This is a genomic window from Rhodococcus sp. 11-3 (genome assembly GCF_023704055.1).
Lineage (GTDB): Bacteria > Actinomycetota > Actinomycetes > Mycobacteriales > Mycobacteriaceae > Rhodococcus > Rhodococcus aetherivorans.
Map to the genome: position 1 here is coordinate 3,664,625 of NZ_CP080406.1, position 16,469 is coordinate 3,681,093.

13 protein-coding genes and 2 tRNA genes are annotated in these 16,469 nt (G+C 70.2%); 5 read left to right on the plus strand and 10 right to left on the minus strand.

Annotated elements, in window-relative coordinates; all coding sequences use genetic code 11:
* Positions 1-77: 77 nt before the first annotated feature.
* Both KZJ41_RS17095 and KZJ41_RS17100 read right to left on the minus strand, forming a co-directional pair.
* Positions 78-908 (minus strand): serine hydrolase, encoded by an 831-nt coding sequence (locus KZJ41_RS17095; RefSeq protein WP_168579762.1) that lies wholly within the window; start codon positions 906-908, stop codon positions 78-80.
* Between the two features lie 37 nt (positions 909-945).
* Positions 946-2,073: an NDMA-dependent alcohol dehydrogenase gene (locus KZJ41_RS17100; RefSeq protein ID WP_029544303.1), complete on the minus strand. Its 1,128-nt coding sequence runs from the start codon at positions 2,071-2,073 to the stop codon at positions 946-948.
* An 818-nt stretch (positions 2,074-2,891) separates the two neighbouring features.
* On the opposite strand from KZJ41_RS17100, the gene KZJ41_RS17105 reads away from it, so the two are divergent.
* Positions 2,892-4,496, plus strand: a complete 1,605-nt coding sequence (locus tag KZJ41_RS17105; protein WP_029544305.1) for an MBL fold metallo-hydrolase RNA specificity domain-containing protein — start codon at positions 2,892-2,894, stop codon at positions 4,494-4,496.
* A 297-nt stretch (positions 4,497-4,793) separates the two neighbouring features.
* Here the strand turns inward: KZJ41_RS17105 and KZJ41_RS17110 are convergent, their stop codons facing one another.
* Positions 4,794-5,633 (minus strand): class I SAM-dependent methyltransferase, encoded by an 840-nt coding sequence (locus KZJ41_RS17110; protein WP_006947644.1) that lies wholly within the window; start codon positions 5,631-5,633, stop codon positions 4,794-4,796.
* 204 nt (positions 5,634-5,837) lie between these two features.
* On the opposite strand from KZJ41_RS17110, the gene KZJ41_RS17115 reads away from it, so the two are divergent.
* Positions 5,838-6,488, plus strand: coding sequence for a sigma-70 family RNA polymerase sigma factor (locus KZJ41_RS17115; protein ID WP_251549347.1), 651 nt, complete (start codon positions 5,838-5,840; stop codon positions 6,486-6,488).
* A 52-nt stretch (positions 6,489-6,540) separates the two neighbouring features.
* Here the strand turns inward: KZJ41_RS17115 and KZJ41_RS17120 are convergent, their stop codons facing one another.
* A complete protein-coding gene (locus tag KZJ41_RS17120) occupies positions 6,541-7,005 on the minus strand; it encodes an ArsI/CadI family heavy metal resistance metalloenzyme (RefSeq protein WP_065923443.1) in 465 nt (154 codons plus the stop codon).
* 191 nt (positions 7,006-7,196) lie between these two features.
* Between KZJ41_RS17120 and KZJ41_RS17125 the strand changes: the two genes are divergently transcribed.
* A complete protein-coding gene (locus tag KZJ41_RS17125; protein ID WP_006947641.1) occupies positions 7,197-7,937 on the plus strand; it encodes a PIG-L deacetylase family protein in 741 nt (246 codons plus the stop codon).
* 97 nt (positions 7,938-8,034) lie between these two features.
* On the opposite strand, the gene KZJ41_RS17130 is transcribed toward KZJ41_RS17125, so the two are convergent.
* Together KZJ41_RS17130 and KZJ41_RS17135 are read right to left on the minus strand one after the other, a co-directional pair.
* Positions 8,035-8,111 (minus strand) — tRNA-Ile (locus KZJ41_RS17130).
* A 225-nt stretch (positions 8,112-8,336) separates the two neighbouring features.
* Positions 8,337-8,409, minus strand: a tRNA-Asn gene (locus tag KZJ41_RS17135).
* 147 nt (positions 8,410-8,556) lie between these two features.
* Here KZJ41_RS17135 and KZJ41_RS17140 point away from each other — a divergent pair.
* Positions 8,557-8,802, plus strand: coding sequence for a hypothetical protein (locus KZJ41_RS17140; protein WP_010594277.1), 246 nt, complete (start codon positions 8,557-8,559; stop codon positions 8,800-8,802).
* Between the two features lie 16 nt (positions 8,803-8,818).
* Here KZJ41_RS17140 and dnaG read toward each other — a convergent pair whose 3' ends face one another.
* From dnaG to KZJ41_RS17155, 3 genes are read right to left on the minus strand one after another with little or no spacing between them, the layout of a single operon-like run.
* Entirely contained in the window at positions 8,819-10,741 is a 1,923-nt protein-coding gene (gene dnaG, locus KZJ41_RS17145; protein WP_006947623.1) for a DNA primase, read from the minus strand.
* Positions 10,742-10,758: 17 nt separating this feature from the next.
* A complete protein-coding gene (locus KZJ41_RS17150; protein ID WP_006947621.1) occupies positions 10,759-12,030 on the minus strand; it encodes a deoxyguanosinetriphosphate triphosphohydrolase in 1,272 nt (423 codons plus the stop codon).
* 11 nt (positions 12,031-12,041) lie between these two features.
* Positions 12,042-12,731: a YdcF family protein gene (locus KZJ41_RS17155; protein WP_373566438.1), complete on the minus strand. Its 690-nt coding sequence runs from the start codon at positions 12,729-12,731 to the stop codon at positions 12,042-12,044.
* An 84-nt stretch (positions 12,732-12,815) separates the two neighbouring features.
* Between KZJ41_RS17155 and KZJ41_RS17160 the strand changes: the two genes are divergently transcribed.
* Positions 12,816-14,834 carry a TPM domain-containing protein gene (locus tag KZJ41_RS17160; protein WP_168579764.1) on the plus strand — a complete coding sequence of 673 codons (2,019 nt, stop codon included), beginning with the start codon at positions 12,816-12,818 and terminating at the stop codon, positions 14,832-14,834.
* A 67-nt stretch (positions 14,835-14,901) separates the two neighbouring features.
* Here the strand turns inward: KZJ41_RS17160 and KZJ41_RS17165 are convergent, their stop codons facing one another.
* Positions 14,902-16,293, minus strand: a complete 1,392-nt coding sequence (locus tag KZJ41_RS17165; RefSeq protein WP_006943913.1) for a glycine--tRNA ligase — start codon at positions 16,291-16,293, stop codon at positions 14,902-14,904.
* Positions 16,294-16,469 lie beyond the last annotated feature (176 nt).

Consider the following 16,469-nt stretch of genomic DNA (forward strand, 5'->3'; position numbering starts at 1 on the left):
GTCTTCCCCAACGGCCTGACATCGAAGCGGTCGCGCATGGCGACAGGGGACAGTCTGCCTGTGTTACTCCTGTTTCGCTAGGGAACGGATGAGGAATTTGAGAATTCGGTGAGTACGTCGTCCGCGAGGGCCGGCCACCGCGGCTTGGCCCAGTCGCCGAAAGCCCTGTCGGTCAGCGCGACACACGCGATCTCCGCGCGGGGATCGACCCACAGGAATGTACCGGATTGGCCGAAGTGCCCGTACGTTTCGGGCGAATTGGCCGAACCGGTCCAGTGCGGGTTCTTCAGGCCGCGGATCTCGAACCCGAGCCCCCAGTCGTTGGGCTTGTGCATGCCGTATCCGGGCACGATCCCGTCGAGCCCCGGGAACTGCACCCGGGTGGCCTCCGCGAGAGTCTGCGCGGACACCAGGCGGGGCGCGAGCAGCTCCGCGGCGAAGTGCGTCAGGTCGGCGAGCGACGACTGTCCCCCGTGCCCGGCGGGTCCCGGCAGCGACGATTCCCGCATGCCGAGCGGATCGAAGACGGCCTGGGTGAGGTATTCGGGGAACGGGATGCCGGTCTCACCCGCGACGAGCTCCGCGAGGATCTCGAAGCCCGCGCTCGAGTAGATCCGTTTGCGCCCGGGCTCGGCCTGCGCCCGGCGTTCGTCGAAGGCGAGTCCCGACGCGTGTGCCAGCAGATGGCGGACGGTGGATCCCTCCGGACCGGCGGGCTGATCGAGCTCGACCGCACCCTCCTCCACGGCGACGAGGACCGCGTAGGCGACGAGCGGCTTGGTGACCGACGCGAGACGGTAGAGCCGCAACTGGTCGCCGTGCCCGGCGACGACACCGCCGCCGCGGGTGAGAACCGCGGCGGCGGCGTGGTCGACGGGCCAGTCGGAGATCGCGTCGAGGCTGTTCACGTACCCAGCCTAGAAGACGGCGCAGGCTACCGCGCGATCACCGATCGGCGTCGGTGTACTTGATGACGCCGCGGATGTTCTTCCCGTCGAGCATGTCCTGGTAGCCGTCGTTGATCTGTTCGAGGGTGTAGGTGCGGGTGACCATGTCCGCGAGGTTGAGCTGTCCGGACTTGTACATCGCCAGCAGGTTGGGGATGTCGACCCGCGCGTTGCAGCCGCCGAAGATGTTGCCCTGCAGATCCTTCTGCAGCATCGCGAACAGGAACGCGTTCAGCTTCACGTCCATGTCCGTCATGTGCCCCATCGCGGTGACCACGCAGCGGCCGTTCTTCGCCGTCAGCTGCAGGGCCTCCTCGACGTATTCGCCGCGCATCTCGCCCACGGTGATGATCGTCTTGTCCGCCATGCGGCCCCAGGTGGTCTCCATGATCGGCATGAGCGCCTCGGCCATCGACGCGTAGGCGTGCGTCGCGCCGAACTTCAGGGCCTGCTCCCGCTTCCACGGCACGGGGTCGATCGCGAAGATCTGCCGCGCCCCGGATGCGACGGCGCCCTGCAGCGCGCTCATCCCCACACCCCCGATGCCGATGACGGCGACAGCCTCACCGGGCTTGACGTCTGCGACGTGGGTGGCCGACCCCCAGCCGGTGGGCACGCCGCAGCCGACGAGGGCGGCCAGCTCGAACGGGATGTCCTTGTCGATCTTGACGACCTGGGTCTGGTTGACCGTCATGTAGGGCGCGAAGGTACCCAGCAGGCACATCGGGATCACGTTCTGGCCGCGTGCCTGGATCCGGTAGGTGCCGTCGGAGATGGCCATGCCGCTGAGCAGGCCGGCGCCGAGGTCGCACAGGTTCGAGTGGCCGGTGGCGCACGACGGGCAGCGGCCACAGGCCGGAATGAAGGACAGGACGACGTGATCGCCCACTTCGAGGCCCACGACTCCCTCGCCGACCTTGGTGATGACACCGGACCCCTCGTGGCCACCCATCGCCGGGAAGGACGGCATGGGCGTCGCTCCCGTGACGATGTGGTGGTCCGAGTGGCACATGCCCGCCGCCTCCATGCGGATCTGCACCTCACCCGCGACCGGGTCGCCGATCTCGATTTCCTCCACCGACCACGGCTCGTTGAGACCCCACAGGATCGCGCCCTTGGTCTTCATCTGCATCGCCCTCCGTCACAGTGCGTGTGTACGCATGTGACCATAGCCACAAGACGGCGAAATTGGAACAGGTTCTATGTGTGGCGCGCTGCCGGGTCCCCGCCCGGTCCCGGGTGGGGACTCCGCATGGACACGGCAGCCGAAAGCCGGACCGCCCCCCAGGGCTCCGCCCACCGTCACCGAACCCTCCCCGCCGACCGGGGCAAACCGGACCGACCGCGCGAACAGGACTCGGACCAGGGTGAATCGCAGGGTGAAGCTCGGGAACCGCGTAACCCTCGGCCGTCCGGCAGCGGTGTAGACGGCATGAACGTGATCGCGTCGCTGCTCGTCGCGTGGGTGGCCGTTGCTGCGGTGGTTGCCACGATTGTCGGGGCAGCGATCGCCCTCAGAGCCGAGCACCGGTCGCCGCGGTCCGCCCCGCGGCGGACGAACGGGCCACGGCGGTCACCGCCCCGTGCGGCACGCGGCGAGCGACTCCGCACCGGCGTGTGCGCGAACTCGCGGGACTGACGCGACGAACACCCCCGCCCCGTCTGCTCGAGGCGGGGGCGTCCGGTATGCGGTGACGCCGAGCGTCGGGGTGCCCGGCGCCACCACGAAGTCCATCGACCGGCCGCCGGCGGACGTAACGGCCGACGAGGGTGATAGACGGGGTGATATTCACGGCCCGGGGTGACGCCGTGGGTGAAGACCTCCGGGCCCGACCGGCGCCGCCGAGTCCGCGAGATTTCCAAGCAGGGCTGCCCGACCCGGATGTTCGGATAGCTTGGCTGTCGTACCTGCAATTTCGGCGGGCGATTCCGTAGGAGCTGCGCGTGAGGCAACATCCGACTCTCGTCTTCCACGGTGCCGCGAAGACGGTGACCGGCTCGTGCATGGAGGTCGCCCTCGGCGACACGCGGATCCTGGTGGACTGTGGCCTGTTCCAGGGCTCACGCAGCCTCGAGGAGCTGAACCACGGCGACTTCGCGTTCGCGCCGCACGAGATCGACGCCGTGGTCCTCACCCATGCCCACATCGATCATTGCGGCCTGTTGCCCAAGCTGGTGGCGCAGGGTTTCGACGGACCGATCTTCTGCACCGGCCAGAGCGCCGACCTGCTGGAATTCATGCTCGCCGATGCCGGGCGCATCCAGGAATTCGAGGCCGAGCGGCGAAACCGGCGGCGCGATCGCACGCGCGAGAAGCGGTTCGTCCCGCTCTACACCGAGGAGGATGCGCTCGCCGCGTGGGGGCAGACCCGTGCGGTCGCACTCGAGGAGTGGTTCGAGCCCGCCGCGGGCTTTCGTGCGCGACTGTGGAACGCGGGGCACATCCTGGGTGCCGCATCGGCGGAGATCGAGGCGGGGGGCGTGCGCCTGCTCTTTTCCGGCGACCTCGGCCCCGCGCAGAAGGCGTTCCACCCCGATCCCGAGGGCCCATCCGGATCGGACCATGTCGTCTGCGAATCCACCTACGGCAATCGGACTCGGGTGCGGATGACGATCGACCAGCGACGCGACCTGCTCGAAGAGGAGATCCACCGGGCCGTCGGGCACGGCGGCAATCTCGTCATCCCCGCCTTTGCGCTGGAACGGACGCAGGAGCTCCTGCTCGACATCGCACACCTCGCCGACGAGAACCGCATCCCCGCGGTGCCGGTGTTCGTCGACTCACCGCTCGCCAACCGCGCCACCTCGGTGTTCGCCGAGCATGCGGGCGAGCTCGAGGACCTCGAGGGGAAGGACATCTTCCGCCATCCCGCGATCCACTACGTCGACGACGCTGCCGTCTCCAAGCGGATCAACAACATGTCGGGCGCGATCATCATCGCCGCCTCGGGCATGTGCGAGGCGGGACGCATCCGTCATCACCTGAAGCACAATCTCCACCGCCGGGATTCGACGATCCTGTTCGTCGGTTTCCAGGCGCAGGGCTCGCTGGGCCGCGTGATCCTCGACGGCGCGAAGCGCGTCCGCATCTCGGGTCAGGACATCGACGTGCGAGCGCAGATCCGCCGGATCGACAGCTACTCCGCCCATGCCGATCAGACCGAACTGCTGGACTGGATCAAGGCGCGCAGCCCCGTGTCGGGCAGCCTGTTCCTCGCGCACGGCGAACCGGAGGCAGTCGCTGCGCTGGCCGAACTGGTGCGGGAGGTCGACCCTTCGCTGTCGATCATCACCCCGGCGATGGGGGAAGGCTACCTGTTGGCGCCCGGCACCCCGGCCACGCGAATACACCCCGCCCGCGCGGATATGCCACGCCTGACCGGCCGCGATTGGCAGAACGACTACGCCGAACTTGCGGTGAGCCTCAAACAGCAGCTCGCGCGCATCGCGGATGCCGGCTCGCGCCGGAAGGCCATCGCCGAGATCCACGAGATCCTGGACAGCTACACGGACGTCCGCGACGCGGGGCGGCGGACGAAACGGGGTTGAACCGAGCCCGAAGCGAGAGCCACATCGCCGACGGTCGCCCGAATTGCACCGATCGGGACCTTATGCCCTACCCGAATGGGCCGTTCTACTTCACATCGCCCCGCAGGCCGAATACGCTCGGATCCGGCCGCTATCCCCCCTGCACAGTGGCCCTGCCCCGCCGGCGACGACGCGCGAAGCCGGCGGGGCTTCGCTTTCTCCCTTCGGCACCCCTGCTGCTTCTCCCTTCGGCACTACTGCCGCGGCCGCACGAGGTCGGCGTGGCGCTGCGGTGAACGCCCGCACCGACCGGGCCGGCTACCTCTTGCGAGCGGTGAGCAGCAGGTACTCGGCGTCGTACGCGGTCCGGCCGGGCTGCCCGGCCCGGTTCCAGTCGGTGAGGAACTGCAGGAACTTCCGGTCGAGATCTGCGGTCCGGTCGGGGTCCACGGCGTTGAACCGGTACACCGCGATCGTCGGACCGTAGTTGTGCTTCCAGTACTCGCGGAACTCGGTCGGATCCGCGCTGTGGTCCATCACCACGATTCGGCGATCCATGCTCAGGTCGGTGATCCGATCGCCGAACAACTCCCGGACGTGCTGCTCGTCGCCCCACAGCGGGGGCGGCGAAGCGCCGGGCGGCGGGGGCGGCGCATACGGGGCCATGAGCCGGAACAGCTGACCGATGAAGCCCTCCGGCGTCCAGTTGATCATCGCGATCGTCCCGCCCGGCCGGCACACGCGGAGCAGCTCGTCGGCGACGGCCTGGTGGTGGGGTGCGAACATCGCCCCCACGCTCGAGAGCACGACGTCGAAGCTGCCGTCGGGGAACGGCAGGGCCTCGGCGTCCGCTTCCACCCACTCGAGGTCCACGCCCCGCTCCGCCGCGGCTGTGCGGCCCGCGACGAACAACTCCGGCGTCAGGTCGGCGGCGGTGACGATCGCGCCCCGTTCGGCGGCCGGGATGGCAGCGTTGCCGGATCCGGCGCCCACATCGAGCACCCGCCGGCCCGCCGTCACCCCGGCCGCGGCGACGAGCGTCGGGCCGAACGTCGGGATCAGGTCGGCCGCGACCGCCGGATAGTTCCCGGCCGCCCACAGCGCCCGGTGCTTGGCCTTCAGCGCCCGGTCGGCGTCACGTTCCACGGTGCCGGTCATGGTTACTCCTTCGTCCGGTGTTGCGGGACCGTGCCCCGCACTGGCATCCACACAGACGTCACCGCCACCGCGGGGACGCACACCCGACCCGGACGGGGCGTGCCGGCACCGACGACTTCGGCAGGGGACCTGCGTCCTTTCGCCGGTACCGTCGTCTGTGAGGGACACCGCCCGTACAGCGCCCCTTCCCCGGAGGACCAGACCATGACCAGGGCATCGACCAGTTCCGCGGCCGGCGCGGACGCCGTGACCACCGAAGCCATGACCACCGAAGCCGTGACCACCGATGCCGTCTGGCGCGAGTTCGGTGCGCAGCTCCGCGCCTTCGTGCACCGGCGGATCGCGGATCCGGACCGCGCCGACGACGTGCTCGGCGAGATCCTGCTGCGCGTCCACAAGAACCTCGGCCGTGTCGAGGACCGCGAGCACCTGATCCGGTGGGTGTATCGGATCGCCCGCAGCGCGATCATCGACGACTACCGCCGGGCCGCCCGGGATCGGGACCGGCTCGCGCCGCTCACCGGCGATGCACCCGACCAGGCCGGGCAGGAATGGGACGACGACGCGGCGACCACGCTGCGGGAGCTGGCCACCTGCCTGCGCCCGCTGCTCGAGGGGCTCTCCCCCGAGCAGCGCCGAGCCGTCGAGCTGACCGACCTCGAAAGACTGACCCAGGCCGACGCCGCCGCCCTCGAAGGCGTATCCCTGTCCGGAATGAAGTCCCGCGTCCAACGCGGCCGGCGGAAGCTGGCCGAGCTGCTCGGACGGTGCTGCGCGCTGACCCTCGATGCCCACGGGATGCCGATGGACTACACCGCCCCCACCGACTGCCACTGCGCCGGCAGCCCTCGCTGATTCGGCGCGCCCCGGTGTGCCGTCGCAGGACGGCCCACCGGGGCGAGTGCTGTCAGCCGCAGCAGGCACCCGCGACCGGGCTGTCCTCACTCGCGCACGCAACCGCACACGCCGAGCCCGTCAGCCCGTCCGGGTTGGCGGGGTTGTCGTCGGTGACGGCGTAGTACTCCCACCACCCGTTGGGCACGTCCGGCGCATCGACGAACACCTTGTCCTGCACGGCATGGCAGCACAGATCCTGCTCGGCCACCGTGGCGGTCAGACCGGCGGCGCGGAACCGGGCCAGCGCTCCGGACACCTCCTCGGAGCCGGCCGCCTCGATCCCCAGGTGGTTCAGGCGTTCGCGCGCACCGGGATTCTCGATCAGCACCAGCTTCAGCGGGGGATCCTCGATCGCGAAGTTGGCGTACCCGGGGCGCTGTTTGTGCGGGGACACCCCGAACAGCGCGGTGTAGAACTCGGTCGCCGCGGTGATGTCCTCGACGTTGAGAGCGAGCTGGACTCGGGTAGCAGGCATGGTGGTCACTCCTCGAAATCGGGACACCGGCCCGGGAATCCACCGCGGATTCTCGTCACCGTGTGTCCTCCCTACTGACGACTGCCGCCCCCGACGGACGCACCCACCGGCACCCGCGCCCCGAGGATGCGTCCCTCGCGCCGCTGCAACGTCGGAAAGAAGACCCAGCCACTGTCACGAAAGGTGCCGTCATGAACACCACTTTGGCCCCGCTGCCCGAGAACTGGAACCGCGCAATGGCCGTCGTCGCCCATCCCGACGACCTCGAGTACGGCGCCGCCGGCGCCATCGCCCGCTGGACCCGGTCGGGCAAGTCGGTGGCCTACGTCATCGCCACCGACGGCGAGGCCGGCATCGACGGCCGTACTCCCGCCGAGGCGGCACCGCTGCGACGCCGCGAGCAACTCGACGCCGCCGCCGTGGTCGGCGTCGAGGACGTGACGTTCCTCGGATACCGCGACGGTGTCGTCGAATACGGACTCGACCTGCGCCGCGCCATAGCCCGCGAGATCCGGCGGTTCCGTCCGGAGGTGTTGATCACCGCCACGTACGAGCCGACCTACGGCCTGAACGGTGGTCGGATCATCAACCAGGCCGACCACCGCGCCGTGGGCGTCGCGGTGCTCGATGCCGCGCGCGACGCCGGCAACCGCTGGATCTTCCCCGAGCTGCTCGACGAGAACCTGCCACCGTGGGACGAGGTCGGCCTCGTGTACCTCATGGGCGCGAACCAGCCTTCGCACGCCGTCGACGTCACCGAGAGCCTCGACGCCGGTATCGAGTCACTGCGCGCCCACCGGTCCTATCTGGACGGACTGGGCCGGGACTTCGATCCCGCGGCATTCCTGCACGAGTTCACCGCGGCGGCCGGAGCGCGCATCGGCGTGCAGCATGCCGTCGCCTTCCAGCAGATCCGGCTCCAGGGAGTGTGACGGTCGAAATCCCGGAGGGTCCGCCGGCACCTGCGCCGCCACCGTCCACGTTTCGTCCGGCCCGAGCGCCCGGTATCGGCTGCCCGAACTGGGGATATGGTGGGGCGGGCGGGGCTCGAACCCGCGACCAATGGATTATGAGTCCACGGCTCTAACCGACTGAGCTACCGCCCCGTCCGCGCGCATCCGGAGGTACGCGACGTGTGGCGAATGCTACCGGCTGCGGCGGCCGGCCCGCGTCGCGGGTCACCCCCGTGTCGCCCGGCGCGGGCTGTCGCCGACCCGTCGCGGCGGCACCACACGGCTTCTGTAATTTCCGTCACACCCAGCGTCTTTCGTGGCGGCGCAGACGAGAAAACCCCTCCCACCCGAGATCGGGTGGGAGGGGTTTTCTTGGAGCTCCCCCGGCTGGACTCGAACCAGCAACCGTTCGATTAACAGTCGAATGCTCTGCCAATTGAGCTACAGGGGATTGTCCTGCGGTGCTCCGCCGTTTCCCGCGGTGCGTGAAGAACTGTAGCGCCCCACCCGACGCGGCACCAAATCGCCTGCCTGTGAGCCCGAGGGCGAGGATCGGGCAGGATGGGTGGGACGTTGACACGGCTGAATGGAGACGACGTTGATCGGACTGTTGGTGGGGGTTGCCGCGGGCTACGTCCTGGGGACACGGGCGGGCCGCGCCCGGTACGAACAGCTCAGCAGGACGGCGAAGGCGGTCGCGGGTAGTCCGGTGACGAAGAAGGCGATCGAGGTGAGCCGGCAGAAGCTGGCCGACTCGCTCAGCCCGGAGCCGAAGCTCGAGCCGATGAAGCCGCTCGACGAGCAGACCACGATCCTCGTCCCCCGCGACCAGTTGCGGCGGTGACGCGGGTGGCGTGAGTTCAGCCGGCCAGGCCGTCGCCGCTGGTGTCGCCGATGGCCTGGTCGAGCAGGCTGCGCCGGTACTGCTCGAGCGCGACGAGGTCCCCGAGCAACGAGTGGAACTCGTCGGATTCGGTGGCCGGGGAGATGCGCTGCAGTTTGGACTTGAGTTCGGCGACCTGCTCCCCCACCCAGACCTCCTGCAGCCGGGCGAGGACCCCGCCGATGTAGCGGGGCATCCGGTCCTCCTCCGCGGGCAGCGGGTCCACCGCGAGTTCCATGACCAGCGAGTGCACCATCGGGTCGGTGGCGGCGCGCCCGACGGCGTCCACCCATTCCGCGCCGCCGAGTCCCGCGCTCGTCCCGCCGACCGCGGCCACAGCCTCGCGCACCGCCGCGTAGGCCGGGTCGGTGAACGTCTCGGCGGGCAGCGAATCGAACACGGTGCCGGCGATGCCGGGGTACTGCAGCGCCGCCTTGAGGGCGTCGCGCTGCGGCCACAGCGCCGGATCGTTGGGGCGGGGCCGGCGCAGGACCGTGCCCGCCGCGGCCGTCTCCGCCCGCTGTTGCGGCGCGGCGGTGCGCGGCTTCTCGTCGCCGCCGCGGGCGACGCGCCGGGACTCGTCCTGCACGCGCCGGCGCACGGCCGGAATGTCGTCCCAGCCCACCCAGTGCGACAGCTGCACCGCGTAGCTGTCGCGCAGCGTGCGTTCCTTGATCCGGGCCACCACGGGAACCGTGCGGCGCAGCGCCTCCACCCGCCCCTCGGCGGTGTCGAGGTTGTGTTCGGTGAGGATCGACTTGACGACGAACTCGAACATCGGGGTGCGCCGGGCGACGAGGTCGCGCACCGCCCCATCGCCGGACTTCTGCCGCAGCTCGCACGGATCCATGCCCTGGGGCGCGATCGCGACGAACGTCTTGGCCGTGGTCTTCTGGTCGCCCTCGAACGCCTTCATCGCCGCGGCCCGGCCCGCTGCGTCGCCGTCGAAGGTGTAGATGATCTCACCGCGGAAGTAGCTGTCGTCCATGAGCAGGCGCCGCAGCATCGCCAGGTGCTCGTCGCCGAATGCGGTACCGCACGCGGCCACAGCGGTTTTCACGCCCGACAGGTGCATCGCCATGACGTCGGTGTAGCCCTCGACGATCACGGCCTGGTGCGCCTTGGCGATCTCCCGCTTGGCCAGGTCCAGGCCGAACAGCACCTGAGACTTCTTGTAGAGCAACGTTTCCGGGGTGTTGACGTACTTCGCCGTGAGCGTGTCGTCGTCGAACAGCCGACGGGCACCGAAACCGATGACGTCGCCGGCGAGATTGCGGATCGGCCACAGCAGCCGCCGGTGGAACCGGTCGATGGGTCCGCGGCGCCCCTGTTTGGACAGCCCGGCGGCCTCGAGCTCGGCGAACTCGAAGCCACGGGTGAGCAGGTGCTTGGTGAGGGCATCCCAGCCGTCGGGGGCGTAACCGCACCCGAACACCTCGGCCGCGGACTCGTCGAAGCTGCGCTCGGTCAGGTAGTCCCGCGCCGCCTGCGCGCCGGGCGTACGCAGCTGCTCGGCGTAGAACTCCTGCGCGGCCGCGTTGGCGGCGACGAGCCGGGCGCGGGTGCCCCGGTCGCGCTGCACCGACGGACCGCCGCCCTCGTAGTTGAGGGTGTAGCCGACCCGGTCGGCGAGCTGCTCGACGGCCTCGACGAAGCTGATGTGCTCGATCTTCTGCAGGAACGAGTACACGTCGCCGCCCTCGCCGCAGCCGAAGCAGTGGAAGTGACCGTGGTTGGGGCGGACGTGGAAGGACGGGGACTTCTCGTCGTGGAAGGGACACAGCCCCTTCATCGAGTCGGCGCCGCCGCGCCTGAGGGCGACGTACTCGCCGACGATGTCCTCGATCCGGACGCGGTCGCGGACGGCCGCGATGTCTCTGTCTGAAATACGCCCGGCCACGACGACGAGTCTAGGCGCTACCCCCAACTCGCCTGAGCGGCGAGGCTGTCGCGGTCGATCCGTTCGAGCCGGGCCTCGGTGCACGAGGCGATCTGGTCGACGATCACCCGCATGCGGGCGGCGTCGTCGACGGCGGCGTCCCACAGCGGCACGAAGAACGGGTCGAGGCCGACCGGCGCCGTGCGCATCAGCCATTCGGCGACGCGGTGGATCCGTTCACGTTGCCGTTCCTGACGCTGCCGGTGGGCGGCGTCGGACATCACGAACTGCAGGGCCATGGTCTTGAGCAGCGCCACCTCGGACGCGACGACGGGCGGAACGACGAGGTCGGCGTCGTAGCGGGTGACGGGCCGGTCGCCGGTGACGGCACGGGTGCCGATGATCGCTGCCGTCGCGAATCGGCCGACGAGCTCGCTCGTGAGGCGCTTGAGTGCCACCGAGCACGCGAGGCTGCCGTCGTAGGTGTCCACGGCCTGGACCACCGGCATCTGCGACAGTCGCTTCGCCGCCTCCACCAGCTCGTTCGGGTCCAGGCCGGAGAACTCGCGCATGCCGAGATCGACGAGCGTGTTCACCGACGCCGGGTCGGTGAGCACACGCAGGTCGATCCGTCCGTCGATGACGCCGTCCTCGACGTCGTGGACGGAGTAGGCGACGTCGTCGGACCAGTCCATGATCTGGGCCTCGAGGCACTTGCGCCGGTCGGGCGCGCCGTCGCGCACCCAGGCGAGGACCTCGGCGTCGTCGTCGTAGGCACCGAACTTCGCGCCGGGCGCCGGGCGGGTCCACGGGTACTTCAGCGTCGCGTCGAGTGTCGCGCGCGTGAGGTTCAGACCGGCGCTCGTGCCGTCGGGGTGGAGGATCTTCGGCTCGAGGCACGTGAGGATCCGCAGATTCTGCGCGTTGCCCTCGAACCCGCCGCAGCTCGCGGCCACCTCGTCGAGGGCGCGTTCCCCGTTGTGGCCGTACGGCGGGTGTCCGATGTCGTGCGCGAGGCCGGCGAGGTCCACCAGGTCGGGGTCGCAGCCGAGGCCCTCGGCGATGCTGCGGCCGATCTGGGCGACCTCGATCGAGTGGGTGAGCCGGGTGCGCGGAGTGTCACCGTCGCGGGGGCCGACCACCTGGGTCTTGTCGGCGAGCCGTCGCAGCGCAGCGCTGTGCTGGACGCGGGCACGGTCCCGCGCGAACGGCGTACGGCTCGCGGTCGCCGGCTCGGCACCGGCGAGCGCCGACACCTTCGGGACCTCGGCGACGCGCCGCTCGAGTTCGTGTTCGCTGTAGCCCGGCATCACGTCCTCCTTCACTGCGCGGCCGTGTAGGGGAAGTCCGCCGAGTCGTGGGTGAGCTGGTACCAGATCAGCGCGCCCGTCTCGCGGGCGATCCCGTGCAGCTGCGACTCCCGGGTGTACACGGCGGGGCCGGTGCGGGTCGGCGCGGTCCACGCGTCGAGACCGGCGTCGCGGGCCATGGTGCGAGTGCGCAGCGAATGCCACGGATCGCTCACCAGCACCGCGGAGTGCAGTCCCTGCCCGGCCATCTCCCGGCTGACCGCCTCGACGCTGAGCAACGTGTCCGACCCCTCTTCGACGGCGGTGATCGCCGACTCCGGCACTCCCTGCGCGATCAGGTAGTTCTTGCCGGACGCCGCCTCGGTGAACAGGTCGCCCTCCTGCTTGCCGCCGACGGTGACGATCCGCTCGGCCACCCCGTTCTCGTACAGGGTGAGGGCCTGGTCGAGCCGGGCCTGGAACACCGACGACGGGGTGCCGGAGTACTGGGCGGCGCCGAGGACCACGATGGCGTCGGCCCGGCTCCAGTCGTCGATGCGCGCCACCTGCCACACGCGGACCGCGGTTCCGGCGAGGACGGCGATCGCCGCGAGCAGCACCCCGAGCACCAGCCGGCGCGTCCAGCGCGCGACGCCCGCACCGAACCCGCGCGGGGGTTCGGGCAGGGACGGGGCCGGGCGTGGGCGGGCTGCGGTACTCACTCCCCGATTCTGCCAGTGTTCCGAGCGCGCCCACCCGGCGACGCGCCACGGGCGACAGCGCATGCGAGCCGATAGATTCGACGCATGTCACCGTATTCGGTCGCCGTCCGGCCGCTTCCGGCCCGCCCGCTCCGCCGCTCGCTGTCGATGTCGGTGCCGATCCTGCTCGCGGCCCTGGCCTGGCTGGTGCTGCCCGGTTCGGCGACGGCCGAGCCGCCCTTCCGGCTTCCCCAGCCGATCACCGACACCGCCGGAGTACTGGATCCGGCGGCGACGGCGCAGATCCAGCAGGCAGCAGACGCGCTCTACGCCGAGCACGGGGTGCAGTTGTGGGTGGCGTACGTGCCGACGTTCTCCGGACTGTCGTCCGACGACTGGACCGAGCGGACTGCGCAGGCCAGCAACTTCGGGACGGACACGGCCCTGCTCGCCGTGGCCACGCAGGACCGCGAGTACGCGCTGTGGACGCCGAACGCCCTGTCCGGGGTCACCGCGTCCGAACGGGACGCCATCAGCGCGGACCGGATCGTGCCGCAGTTGCGCAGCCAGGACTGGGCCGGGGCCGCGGTGGCGGCGGCCGAGGGTCTCGACGCGGCGTTGTCGGCGTCGGGTTCCGGCTCCGGCACCACGCTGCTCGTCGGCGGCGGAGTGATCGCGGCCGGGGCCGGGGGGGTGTACCTGTACTCCCGGCGCGCGAAGCGCAAGCGGGCCGAGGCGGGCGCCCAGGCGGCGGCGGCCACCGACCCGACCGACACCGACGCGCTGCGCGAGCTGCCGCTCGAGGGCCTCGAGCTGTACGCCCAGAAGATCCTGGTCGAGACGGATAACGCCGTTCGCTCGAGCGCCGAGGCGCTCGAGCTGGCGCGCGGAGAGTTCGGCGATGCCGCGGTCCAGCCGTTCGACCGCGCCTATCGACAGGCGCAGTCGGCTCTGGCGTCCGCGTTCGAGATCCGGCAGCGGCTCGACGACGCCATCCCCGAGACGCCCCAGCAGCAGCGCGACATGCTCGTGCAGTTGATCTCGTCGTGCGGCCAGGCCGACCGGGAACTCGACGCGCAGGTCGAGGCGTTCGACCGGATGCGCGACCTCCTGCTCGACGCACCCGCCCGCCTCGACGCGCTCACACAGCGCGCGATCGCGTTGCGCGCGCGGTTGCCCCAGGCCGAGGCGACGCTGACCGAACTGCGAACGGAGTTCCCGGCCGGCGCGCTCGCCCCGATCACGGACAACGTGACGCTGGCGCAGGACGAGATCGAGTTCGCCGAGAAGTCCGTCGATCAGGGCCGCACCGCGGTGGCACGTCCCGTCGGCGAGCAGGGCGACGCCGTGCGAGCCATCCGCGAAGCGGAGGGTGCTCTCGGGCACGCTGCCACGATGCTCGACGCAGTCGACCACGCCGCCGACGACATCCGGCGGGCGATCGCGACGTTGCCGGCCGCGATGGCCGACGCCGCACAGGGCATCGCCGACGCCGAACAGCTCGCCGCCGCGGGTGGTGCGGAACTCGCCGAGGCCCGCAAGGCCGCGCAGGCGGCCCTCGACCACGCCCGGGCGGACATGAACACCGACCCGCTGGGCAGTTTCACCCGGGTCGTGGAAGCGGACGCACGACTCGACGCGCTGCGCGATCGGACCCGTCAGGCGCAGGAGGAGGCGCAGCGCACCCGCCGGCGCCTCGAACAGGATCTGGGGGCGGCTCGATCGCAGGTCACCGCCGCGGCGGACTTCATCGGGACGCGGCGCGGTGTGATCGGCGCCGAGGCCCGCACCCGGCTGTCCGAGGCGCAGCGCCACCTGGACGCCGCGCAGCGGCTCGCCGCGCAGGAACCGGGGCAGGCGCTGCAGCACGCTCAGGCGGCCGCGACCCTCGCGGCGAACGCGCTGCGCGCAGCGCAGAACGACGTGCAGCGCTGGGAGCGTCAGCAGCGTCCGCCCCGCGGCGGCGCCTCCGGCGGCAATATCGCGGGTGCGGTGCTCGGCGGAATCCTCATCAACAGCATCCTGACCGGTGGCCGTGGGGGCGGCTTCGGGGGCGGCGGCTTCGGGGGCGGGGGCTTCGGCGGAGGCGGCGGCTTCGGGGGGTCGAGCGGGGGCCGGTTCTAGTCCCGGCCGCGCAGCGTGAGAGGGCCGGTCGCGCGAGGCGGCCGACCCTCTCACGGAGGCTCTGTGGTCAGGCGCCGATCAGCCGCTGGGCGAGGTAGCCCTCGACCTGGTCGAGGCCGACGCGCTCCTGCGCCATGGTGTCGCGCTCGCGGACGGTGACGGCCTGGTCCTCGAGGGTGTCGAAGTCGACCGTGATGCAGAACGGGGTGCCGATCTCGTCCTGGCGACGGTAGCGGCGGCCGATGGCGCCGGCGTCGTCGAACTCGATGTTCCAGTGCTGGCGCAGCTGCGCGGCGAGGTCCTTCGCCTTGGGGCTCAGGTCCGCGTTGCGCGAGAGCGGCAGCACCGCCGCCTTGACCGGGGCGAGCCGGCGGTCGAGGCGCAGCACGGTGCGCTTGTCGACACCACCCTTGGCGTTGGGCGCCTCGTCCTCGCTGTAGGCGTCGACGAGGAACGCCATGAGCGACCGCGTCAGGCCCGCTGCCGGCTCGATGACGTACGGGGTGTACCGCTCGTTGGTGGTCTGGTCGAAGAAGCTCAGGTCGGCGCCCGAGTGCTGCGCGTGCGTCGACAGGTCGAAGTCGGTGCGGTTGGCGACACCCTCGAGCTCACCCCACTCGCTGCCCTGGAAGTGGAAGCGGTACTCGATGTCGACGGTGCGCTTCGAGTAGTGCGACAGCTTGTCCTGCGGGTGCTCGTACAGGCGCAGGTTGTCCTTGTTGATGCCGAGCCCGGTGTACCAGTCCATCCGGTAGTCGATCCAGTACTGGTGCCACTGCTCGTCCTCGCCCGGCTTGACGAAGAACTCCATCTCCATCTGCTCGAACTCGCGGGTCCGGAAGATGAAGTTGCCCGGGGTGATCTCGTTGCGGAAGCTCTTGCCGATCTGGCCGATTCCGAACGGCGGCTTCTTGCGCGACGTGGTGAGCACGTTCGCGAAGTTCACGAAGATGCCCTGTGCGGTCTCGGGGCGCAGGTAGTGCAGCCCCTCCTCGCTCTCGATCGGGCCGAGGTAGGTCTTGAGCATCATGTTGAAGTCACGGGGCTCGGTCCACTGGCCCTTGGTGCCGCAGTCCGGGCAGGAGATCTCCGACATGGGAACCGAGTCGGGATCGTCGAGCTTGTTCTTCTCGGCGTACGCCTCCTGCAGGTGATCCTGGCGGTGGCGCTTGTGACAGCTCAGGCACTCGACGAGCGGATCGTTGAACACCCCGACATGGCCCGACGCCACCCACACCTGACGCGGCAGGATGACCGACGAGTCCAGACCGACGACGTCCTCGCGGCTGGTGACCATGTTGCGCCACCACTGCTTCTTGATGTTCTCCTTGAGCTCCACGCCGAGCGGCCCGTAGTCCCAGGCCGACCTCGTACCGCCGTAGATCTCACCGCAGGGGTAGACCAGGCCCCGGCGCTTGGCCAGGTTGGCGACGGTATCGATCTTGGATTTCGGTGCCACTCGGATTCACTCCATCTTCGATGCGGGGTTTCGCAGCGTGCGTCGACCCGTAAGCCTATCGCTCCGCGCGGGGCGGTCGAACTGCACGCCGGTTGACATGCACATTCATGCATATCAAAATGGAATCGGTTTGCAATAACGCGGCCGCCAGTCCACGAAGGAGATCCGTTGAGCGT

Bases quoted from the DNA above. Each gene is read 5' to 3' on its own strand.
- KZJ41_RS17100 (WP_029544303.1), bottom strand. From the start codon at position 2,073: ATGAAGACCAAGGGCGCGATCCTGTGGGGTCTCAACGAGCCGTGGTCG.
- KZJ41_RS17110 (WP_006947644.1), bottom strand. From the start codon at position 5,633: ATGACCGGCACCGTGGAACGTGACGCCGACCGGGCGCTGAAGGCCAAG.
- KZJ41_RS17115 (WP_251549347.1), top strand. From the start codon at position 5,838: ATGACCAGGGCATCGACCAGTTCCGCGGCCGGCGCGGACGCCGTGACC.
- KZJ41_RS17120 (WP_065923443.1), bottom strand. From the start codon at position 7,005: ATGCCTGCTACCCGAGTCCAGCTCGCTCTCAACGTCGAGGACATCACC.
- KZJ41_RS17125 (WP_006947641.1), top strand. From the start codon at position 7,197: ATGAACACCACTTTGGCCCCGCTGCCCGAGAACTGGAACCGCGCAATG.
- KZJ41_RS17150 (WP_006947621.1), bottom strand. From the start codon at position 12,030: ATGCCGGGCTACAGCGAACACGAACTCGAGCGGCGCGTCGCCGAGGTC.
- KZJ41_RS17160 (WP_168579764.1), top strand. From the start codon at position 12,816: ATGTCACCGTATTCGGTCGCCGTCCGGCCGCTTCCGGCCCGCCCGCTC.